Annotated in this window: 2 protein-coding genes; both read right to left on the reverse strand. The window is 48.6% G+C overall.

Annotated features, from left to right (window positions below; all coding sequences use genetic code 11):
- A partial coding sequence (locus ABLA85_RS03615) for a condensation domain-containing protein (protein ID WP_367961454.1) occupies positions 1 to 836 on the reverse strand: 836 nt, incomplete at its 3' end.
- 4 nt (positions 837 to 840) lie between these two features.
- Entirely contained in the window at positions 841 to 8,664 is a 7,824-nt protein-coding gene (locus ABLA85_RS03620; protein WP_367961456.1) for an amino acid adenylation domain-containing protein, read from the reverse strand.
- Positions 8,665 to 8,705: the final 41 nt, after the last annotated feature.

Raw genomic sequence — 8,705 nt, forward strand, 5'->3', positions numbered from 1 at the left:
TCAACCCAATACGCCTCAGAGGCTTGTTGATGATCAAGGTGATATTGCTGAGTCGCCAGATAGGCCTTATCCACCTCTATCCGGGGTGTTTGCCCTTGTATCAGTTGGTCGTAGTAGTCATGCACAGCCTGTAATAAAATCGGGTTACTCCAGCCATCAGCAATACAGTGATGTTGGGTAATCATTACCGTCACCAGTTGGTCATGTTGCCTGATAATGGTGAAACGAATTAACCCCGGCTGGTTTAAATCAAACGGCTGTGTCCGGTCATGCTGCTGAATGGCATCAATCGCTGCATCCCGCTCTTCTGCGGGTAATCGGCTGAGATCCTGAACAGTAAAATTGGCGGCACCAATACTCGCGCCTGCGGTCACCACTTGCAAGATTTCTCCTTCCCAGTCAAAAGCGGTGCGCAGGATAGGGAAACGCAATGAGGTCAGTAACCAGGCCTGCTGGTAGATAGCAACATCCAAATTTGTGTGATAATCCAGCAATAACTGTACCCGGTAGGCATCATCCTGCGGCTGAGCCAGATAATGATAAATAAACCCCTGTTGCAAACTGGTGGCGGGAAATATCACTTCAATTTTATTGTTACTCTCTTTACTGGTGTTATTAAATTTAGCGTGATTTTCACTCAGAATAAGACGTTGAAAATCTTTTTCAGAGAAAATGCATTTTGCATTTAAGAAATCTAAGATAGTTTCCCTTTTTGCTTTTACTTTATCGATCAATAGAGCAGGCGGAGTTTCCCCTGAAAAGGCTAATTTTAATTTGTTGTCACAAGACCACACTGACATGTGATTTTTGTTCAGTTCTTCTAATAATTTCAACATATCGTTACACATCCAAAATGGTTTTCTTTTCTGAATGGAGGTGCGAATTTTCATTACCCGCATGACCAAGACGCTGAGTCAGTTGATTTAACTGCTCAATTGAAACTCCTTTAATGCCGTAATCACTCGGCGTCTTCACGCCTCCCGCCTGAGCCTGTTGCTGAGCGGTTTTAATCACCGTCATCAATGCCTGTTCAAATGCGGTAATAAATGTTTGTGCCTGATGTTGGGGTAAACGGGAATTCACACTGAACTGCAATCTGCCTTCCTGCACTGCGCCATTAATATCCAGTAATAAATGGCTCTTATTACTGTCGGCTATCATGATCCCGCAATCGTCGCTGGACAGTGACCAGTCCTGTTCACCCGCCTCTCCCCCTAACTGACCGAGATAGTTGAAACTGATCACAGGCAGATTACCCGCTAAGCACCCGGCCTGATGCAGGGCACCGTAACCTAGCCCTTTATTCGGCACCGCTCTGAGCATCTCTTTGGTGTGGATAATGGTTTCGGCAATATCGGCCTGCATTGCCAGCCGGACGGGGTACAGGGTTGTAAACCAGCCTACGGTTTCAGAAACATCCAATGTGTTATCGATCTGTTCCCGCCCGTGGCCTTCCAGCAAAATAAGATTGACCGGCTGTGAGAAACACGCCTGCAAAGCCAGCGTAAGGGCACTCAGCAGTAAGTCATTAATTTCGGTGTGATAACCGGCATTGGCCTCATGCAACAAGGTCTCGGTCAGTGCCTCAGAGATAGCCAACCGATGCTGACGAGCCTCTTCTACAGCCGGATAAGGCTCGCTCTCTGCCATGACCTGTTGCCAGTAAAACACTTCATCCTGATGGCATTCGGCATAGCGATGTACAGCGCTGACCCACTGTCGATAACTGCTGGTTTTTGCCGGCAAGGTATCACTTTGTTGCGTGTCTTTCTGGAGCAATAAACGCATATCTTCTGCAATGATGCGCCAGGACACAGCATCAATGATCAGATGGTGAAACGCGAAGAATAAGCGGGCACTCCCGTCTGCATATCCGGTCAGATGCGCCGCCTGCCACAGAGGCCCGTTACAATAATCAAAGCGGCTCTGCCATTCGGTCAGTTGCTGGCGTAATGCCGTTTCATCCCATTGACTGACATCACAGTGAGGCAACGTTGATAACCATGAAGGTATGTCGGCCTGATAACATTGGCGATAACCTGCTGCCGTTTCAACAAAGTGGGCACGCAACATATCGTGTCGTTCAGCCAGTTGATTCAACGCTTTTTTGATGTCGCCATGCTTGATCTTACCGGGCAGGCGGATCATAAAGGCCTGGTTCCAGTGGTGTGGTTGTGCTAACTGGCGGTTGAAAAAATCCTGCTGGACAGGCAATAAGCCAAATTCCCCACTTAATTTACCCTGTTCGGCCACCACACTGACTGTCTGTTGCTCCTGTTCCAATACTTGTGCCAGACGAGCTACCGTTGGCGCTTTAAAAATTGATTTAACCTGCACAGTAAAGCCAGCTTGCCGGAGTTTAGAGACCAGTTGAATACTGACAATCGAATCACCACCGATACGGAAGAAATTATCCTCAATACCTACTTGTGCCAGCCCTAATATCTCCTGCCAGATAGTACAAAGCTGAGTTTCCAGTGCATTGCGCGGTGCGATGTAACCGTCCCGGCTACCCCAGTTTGGTTCCGGTAATGCCCGGCGATCTAACTTACCATTCAGGGTCAACGGCACTGACTCAATACGGGTAAAACTGGCCGGTATCATATACTCCGGCAGGCGACCAGAGAGATGCTCAATCAGAATGTCATCAGAGACACTCCCCTCACTCACCAGATAGGCCGCCAGAACTTTGTGATCTTCCCGATCCCAATCAATCACTACCGCCTGTTTTACTTGGGGATGTGCAACCAATGCGCTTTCAATTTCCCCTAATTCAATGCGGTAGCCCCGGATTTTGACCTGATAATCATTGCGTCCCAGATAGTCCAGCTTGCCATCCGGCCGCCAGCGCACCAAATCCCCGGTTTTATACAGCCGGGTATAACCCCGTGCCTTGTCTTCGTCCGTGGCAAACGGATTGACCACAAAGCGCTCAGCCGTCAGTTCAGGCTGGTTTAAATACCCGCGTGCTACTCCGGCACCACCGACATACAGTTCTCCCGGTGCACCAATCGGGGACAGATTACCCTGTTCATCCAGCACATACAGACGGGTGTTATCAATTCCCTGACCAATAGCCAGATCGCTGTGCTGCAACAAGTTCTGACTGGCACACACGGTAATTTCCGTCGGGCCATACTGGTTAAACAACGTGATATGCGGCGGGATAGACAGGGCATTGAGAGCTTCGCCACCAGTATGGATCATCTGCAAGGTTGAGCGGAATAACTCGGCAGAAAAGTGGTTCATCAACGCAGTAGGAATAAAGGCTTTGGTGATCTTATGTTGATTGATAAACGCCAACAGTTGTTCACTGTCTCCGGTTACCGCGGCGGGAGCAATATACAAAGTGGCACCAGACATCAGCACCGGGAACACTTCAAAGACAGAAGCATCAAACACATAATTGGAGAAAAACAGCGCCTTCACCTGTGGTGCCAGCAGATGTGTTCTGGCAATAAACTGAGTCAGATTCTGAACACTGCTATGTTCCACCATCACCCCTTTTGGCTGCCCGGTGGTGCCTGACGTATAAATGATATAAGCCAGATCGGTCGGCTGGTTGATTAAGGCCAGATTTTCTGCGGGCTGACTGGCGGTCACAGCCTGATCATCTGCCGCTATCAAAACAGGCTGAACAGGCAGTATCTCGCCGTGTGTCGCTAATATTGGCAAATGCCGTTGTTGGGTCACTACACTCGGAGCCTGAGTATCGGCCAGAATAAAGCGGACACGCTCGGCGGGATATTGCGGAGAGACAGGTACATAAGCGCCACCCGCTTTCAGCACCGCCAGCATACTGATTACCATTTCCAGGCTGCGATCGAGATACAAAATTACGGGGGTATCAACAGGCATCGGCGCATGGTGTTGCCGCTGATAATGTTGGCGAATAACAAAGGCCAACTGATTTGCTCGTTCATTGAGCTGACGGTAGGTCAGACGTTCCCCTTCGAATACCAGCGCAACATTATCCGGTGTGGCGACAACCTGAGCTTCAAACTGCTGTTGGAGTGTGCGATCTTGCGGATACGGGACATCTGTCTGGTTCCAGCTATAGAGCAGGGTATGACGTTCCTGCTCTGACACCACATCAATCTCTGCCAGCGTTTGCTCCTGATCCATCACAAAAGCAATCAGGACACGTTGGTAGAGATCTGCTATCCGGGATATCGTTGTCTCATCAAACAAACTGATAGCGTAATTGATACCCCCGGCGATACCGTCTTTGCCGTCAGACATAAACAGACTCAGATCAAACTTGGCAGGGCTGTATAGAGTGTCATCCAGAACCACGGGACTGAACGGCAGACCTGACGCTACCTGTTGCCCTTCACCAAAATTCTGCAATCCAAACATAATCTGGAAAATTGGGTGACGAGTCGTATCACGTTCAACTTTCAGTACATCAATCAACTGCTCAAACGGCATATCCTGATGGGATTTAGCCTGAACAATAACAGTGTGCGTTTGTTTTATCAGATGTGCCACACTGTTGCCCTGCTCAAGTTGTACCCGTAATACTAATGAGTTTACGAACATACCAATGAGCGGCTGAGTCTGGACATGGTGTCGGTTATCAGTCGGCGTTCCCAGTACGATGTCATTCTGCCCGGACAGTTTCGCCAGCATGAAATAAAAGCCACTGAGTAATACGGTAAACAGCGTCGTTTCCTGCTGTTTTGCCAGCGCCCTCAGTTGATCAGAAAGTTCACTTTCCAACACAAAATGGAAATCCCGCCCCCGATAATCGATTTGTGCCGGCCGGGATCGGTCGGTTGGCAGTGACAAAGGTTCATAGCCAGCCAAAGCCTGCTGCCAGTATGCTAATTGACGTTCACGGACTTCACCCTGCAAATATTCGCGTTGCCACTTAGCATAGTCGCCAGAGTTGATATCAAGCAGCGGCAGTTGGCTGTCACAATGCACTGACAACGCCTGATAAATTTTCGCCAGTTCATCCATAAAGATATCGACAGACCAGCCATCAATAGCGATATGGTGCCATATCATCAGTAGATAATGTTGTTCCGCTACTTGATAGTGACGCAAACGCAGGCTTGGTTCAGATGCCAGATCAAACGGAATAGCAAGCTCAGTACGTACTGTTTGTAAAAGTGAATTAGTTTCCTCACAAAATTGTGACCTGAGCATAATATGCTCATCCAGCACTTGCTGATAAGCCAACCCTTGCTCATCATTACGATAGACGGTTTTCATCACCGGATGGCGATCTGCAACCTGATTAATCGCCGTTTCCAGCAGAGACAAGTCAGCACCTTCATCCAGCAATACCAGATAAGGAACATGATAAGCATGGGAGCCCTGTTCAAATTGTTCAATAAACAGCAATCGTTCCTGAGCAAATGACAAAGGATAACGGGTCAATTCGACATGTGGGATCACAGTGCAACTTTGCTGCCCCATCATGTGAGCAGATAACTGAGCAATCGTTTTCAACTCAAACAACTGTATCAACGGGAGATCCATTGACAAGGTACGACGAATAACGGCTGCCAGCTTGATGGCCATAATTGAATTACCACCAATGCGGAAAAAGTTGTCCTCAATACCAACCCGTTCCACCCCTAAGACCTTGTGCCAGATAGAACAAAGTTGGGTTTCCAGTTCTGTACGCGGCGCAACATATCCTCCCTTGCCTTCCCATGTTGGTTCCGGTAATGCCCGGCGATCCAACTTACCATTCAGCGTCAGCGGCACTGAATCAATGCGGGTAAAGCTGGCGGGGATCATATATTCAGGCAAGCGGGCTGATATATGTTCAACCAGGCTCTGATCCTCTACCCTCCCATCAGCAATCAGATAAGCAGCCAGGAATTTGTGACCTTCCTGCTCCCGATCAATCACTACCGCCTGTTTTACCTGTGGATGGGTCACTAGTGCACTTTCAATTTCCCCTAATTCAATGCGGTAACCCCGGATTTTGACCTGAAAATCATTGCGTCCCAGATAATCCAGCTTGCCATCCGGCCGCCAGCGCACCAGATCCCCGGTTTTATACAGCCGGGTATAACCTTTAGCCTTGTCTTCAGTGGTAGCAAATGGATTTGCCACAAACCGCTCAGCAGTCAACTCAGGCTGGTTTAAATACCCTCTCGTTACACCAATACCACCGATATACAGTTCCCCCGGCGCACCAATCGGGGCCAGATTGCCCTGTTCATCCAGCACATACAAACGGGTGTTATCAATTCCCCGGCCAATGGTCAAATCATCACCCTGCAATAAATTCTGGCTGGCACACACAGTAATTTCCGTCGGGCCATACTGGTTAAAAAACGTGATATGCGGCGGGATAGACAGGGCATTGAGAGTTTCCCCTCCAGTATCGATTACCTGCAAAGTTGAACGGAATAACTCGGCAGAAAAGTGTTTCATATTCATTAAGGCGGTAGGAATAAATGCCTTGGTGATCTTATGCTGATTGATAAACGCCAGCAGTTGCTCACTGTCTCCGGTTACCGTCGCAGGTATGATATATAATGTGGCACCCGCTATCAGGGCCGGGAAAACCTCTGAAACGGAGGCATCAAACACATAATTGGAGAAAAACGACACCTTCACCTGTGGTGCCAGCAGATGTGTTCTGGCAATAAACTGGATCAGGTTAAGGACACCAGTATGTTCTGTCATGACGCCTTTTGGCCGACCAGTGGTGCCTGACGTGTAGATGATATAAGCCAGATCGGTCGGTTTGTTGATTAAGACTGGATTTTCTGATAGTTGCCCCGCAGTCACGGTCTGATCATCCGCTGCTATCAAAACAGGCTGAACGGGCAGTATCTGCCTATATGACTCTAATGCTAACAAATGCCGCTGTTGGGTCACCACACACGGAGCCTGAGTATCGGTCAGAATAAAGCGGACACGCTCAGCGGGATATTGCGGGGAGACAGGCACGTAAGCGCCGCCCGCCTTCAGTACCGCCAGCATACTGATTACCATTTCCAAACTGCGATCCAAATACAGGGCGACGGGGGTATCAACTGGCATCAATGTACGGTATTGCTGCTGATACTGTGCCCGAATCGCGGCGGCTAACTGATTTGCCCGTTCATTGAGCTGGCGGTAAGTCAGATTCTCCCCTTCAAACACCAGCGCAATATTATCCGGTGTCGCGATAACCTGTGCTTCGAACTGCTGCTGGAGTGTGCAGTCTTGTGGGTATGGTGCATCCGTCTGGTTCCAACTATAGAGCAGGGTATGACGTTCCTGATCTGACAACACCTCAAGCGTAGCGAGAGATTGCTTTTGATCCATCACAAAAGCAGTCAGGACAGACCGATAGAGATCTGCCATTCTGGCTATTGTTGCCCGCTCAAACAGATTCACCGCATAGTTGATGCAACCCGTCAGGCGAGGTTGATCATCAGATATAAACAGACTGAGGTCAAACTTGGCCGGACTATGCAGGAACTCTTCTAATTTAACGGCACTAAATGGCAGATTGACATCGGCTGACCAGTTTTCATAGAAATTCTGCAACCCGAACATGACCTGAAAAATGGGATGACGGGCAGTGTCACGTTCAATCGCCAGTGCACCCAGTAGCTGTTCAAATGGCATATCCTGATGAGCTTTAGCCTGTGCAACTACGCTGTGCGTCTGCCTAATCAGATTTTCCACACTGCCAGTCTGTTCGAGCTGCATCCGCAATACCAGCGAGTTAACAAACATGCCGATTAATGGCTGAGTCTGGACATGATGACGGTTGTCAGTAGGCATTCCCAGTACAATGTCATTTTGACCGGACAGCTTTGCCAACGTGACATAAAAACCACTGAGCAACACAGTATATAAAGTCGTTTCCTGCTGTCTTGCCAAAGCCCTCAATTGTTCCGATAGCCCGTATTCCAACGCAAAAATAAAGTTCTGACCTTTATAATCCACCTGTGCCGGTCGCGGTCTGTCGGTTGGCAGAGCCAGAGGTTCATAACCCACCAATACCTGCTGCCAATATGCTAGCTGCTGTTTCTTCACGTCACCTTGCAGATACTCACGTTGCCATCTGGCATAATCACCATAGCTGATCTCCAAAGCAGGCAGTTGACGGTGACGGGATTCCAGTAGAGCGTGGTAACACTCCTCCAGCTCATGCATAAAGATACCGATCGACCAGCCATCAATGGCGATATGGTGCCACATGAATAACAGGTAATGACTTTCAGCCACCCTGCTTTCAGTTACCTTTTCGTGACACAGATAGTGATACAAACGCAGGCTCGGCTCCGCCGTCAGATCAAAGGGTGTTGCCAGTTCAATACGTACCGTTTGCCAAAAATCATCAACACTTCTACAAGACTGTGATTTGAAAGCGAGTGGTTCTTCAAGTACCTGCTGATAAACTTGTCCCTCATCATCATTAAGGTACACCGTTTTCATCACCGGATGACGGTCAACAACTTGATTAATTGCCATTTCCAGTAGCGGCAAACTATCCCCATCATTTAGCTGAACAAGATAAGGAACATGATATACATGGGTTCCTTGTTCAAAACGTTCGATAAACAACATCCGTTCCTGAACAAAAGACAGAGGATAATGCGCCATTTCAACATGGGGGATCACCGTGCAAACCTGCTGCCCCATCTGGGCTGCCAGCCCGGCAATCGTTTTTAACTCAAAGATCTGAACTAATGGCACATCCACCGCCAGCGCATGACGAATAGCGGCTGCCAGTTTAA

Source organism: Xenorhabdus sp. SGI246 (assembly GCF_040838225.1).
Taxonomy (GTDB): Bacteria; Pseudomonadota; Gammaproteobacteria; order Enterobacterales; family Enterobacteriaceae; genus Xenorhabdus; species Xenorhabdus indica.